Annotated in this window: 1 protein-coding gene and 1 rRNA gene; one reads left to right on the forward strand and one right to left on the reverse strand. The window is 31.7% G+C overall.

The features are described from left to right. A 16S ribosomal RNA gene (locus MVE07_RS05585) occupies positions 1-78 on the reverse strand; the annotation flags it as partial. Between the two features lie 446 nt (positions 79-524). Between MVE07_RS05585 and MVE07_RS05590 the strand changes: the two genes are divergently transcribed. Then, positions 525-1,705: hypothetical protein (locus MVE07_RS05590; protein ID WP_297455186.1), on the forward strand; the 1,181-nt coding region annotated here is incomplete at its 3' end.

Genomic DNA, 1,705 nt, shown 5'->3' on the forward strand with positions numbered 1-1,705 from the left:
GGCCTGCTGCCCCTCGACTTGCATGTGTTAGGCGCGCCGCCAACGTTCGCGCTGAGCCAGGATCAAACTCTCCAAATAAATCTATCTCCTGGCTCCCAGCTCCCTTATTCTCAATGCCAAGTAGCCTTTAACTCAGCCGCTCAGGCTCCTAAAGACAGATATACAGTATATTATCTATCTCGCCCTTTGTCAACCCTTTTTCCACTTCTTCTTTTCATACTGCCATGTAGCCAAACAGGACTACCCAATATATACCCTCTATTTTCTCTTGTCAAGCCCTTTTATGACTCTCTTAGATTTTTCAATGACTTTTATATTTTGGTTGCGGGGGCTCGCCCGCAAACCGATTTTAACTTCACATATTCAAAACGGGAACGCTTTTTCATCAAAAGCGGATAATAATATATACAACCTGAATGTGAATGTCAAGGGGAAATTAACTTATATATCTTATTACATTGATTACATCAAATTTAGCCCTATAATTATTTTGATAAAAAATTAAAAAACTATAGGGATAATGCATGAAAATTACGGCTTTAGACATTGAGCAATGGATTAATACAAATCCAAGGAGATCTCAGGAAGAGCTTCCAGAACTCATTAAAAAACTAATATATTATTCATCTCCGAATGCACGCATTATATGTCCAAGTGGTAATAATGTTTCTGTAAAAGGATTTGATGGTTATGTTGAATCCGAATATGAGAATAATAATTTTGTTCCTTATGGCAAGTCTATATGGGAATGTGGAACAAATGAGAACTATAAAGGAAAAATAAAAGAAGATTTTGAAAAAAGAACAAAACAAACCTCTGCAGAGGAACAAAAAGAATATTCGTTTATTTTAATTACTGGAAGAAGATTTTCAAATACAGAGGAAAAAATAAACTTAGAGAATAAATTTAAGGAAAAATCCAATTGGAAAGATATAAAAATATATGATGCTACAGATATTGAAGAACTTTTAGAAAAAGCCTTTCCTGTAAAAATATGGTTTGCCAGATTAATTGGTAAAATATCTGATAACGTATATGATATTGATTCGTATTGGTCTTTCTTATCAAAATCAACAAAACCAGAATTCACCTATGATATGGTTATAATTGGTAGAGATGAAATTTCAAGGGAGATAATTGATAATTTAGAAAAATACATAAAATTAGTAGAAATCACAGGAAAGAGTATAGAAGAAATTATTTATTTTTTCATAGCTTCTGTTCTGAAATATAAACCCGAACTAAAATCAAAAGTTCTGATTATTACTGATACAAAAGGTTGGGACAACCTTTTATTAACAAATATAAATGGAAAATATATATTAATCCCAGCTTTTACAGATACCCCACAGGTTAGTTATGAACAAGCTATAAAGCAAGGACATATTGTTATTAAACCTATAATATCTCGTAAAAGGAAGGAAAATAGTATTTTTATAGAAAAAGCAACTCCCTATAGGTTAGAAGGAATTTTAATAAACGTTGGGTTTCCTGAAGGTGAAGCTAAAAGGTTAGCAAATCTATCAAAAGGGGATTTTCTATGTCTAAGGAACTACATTTCTACTACACCAATTAAATTAGTAAAAGATGAAAATAAAGACTTCTTAAAGAAATTTTTTCTCATAGGTGGATTTAGCAAACAAAACGATTATAAAGATAAAGAATTGTTAGAAGAATTCTTTGATATGACATATTCTGAAATAGA

Source organism: Persephonella sp., assembly GCF_027023985.1.
In the GTDB taxonomy this organism is placed as follows: domain Bacteria; phylum Aquificota; class Aquificia; order Aquificales; family Hydrogenothermaceae; genus Persephonella_A.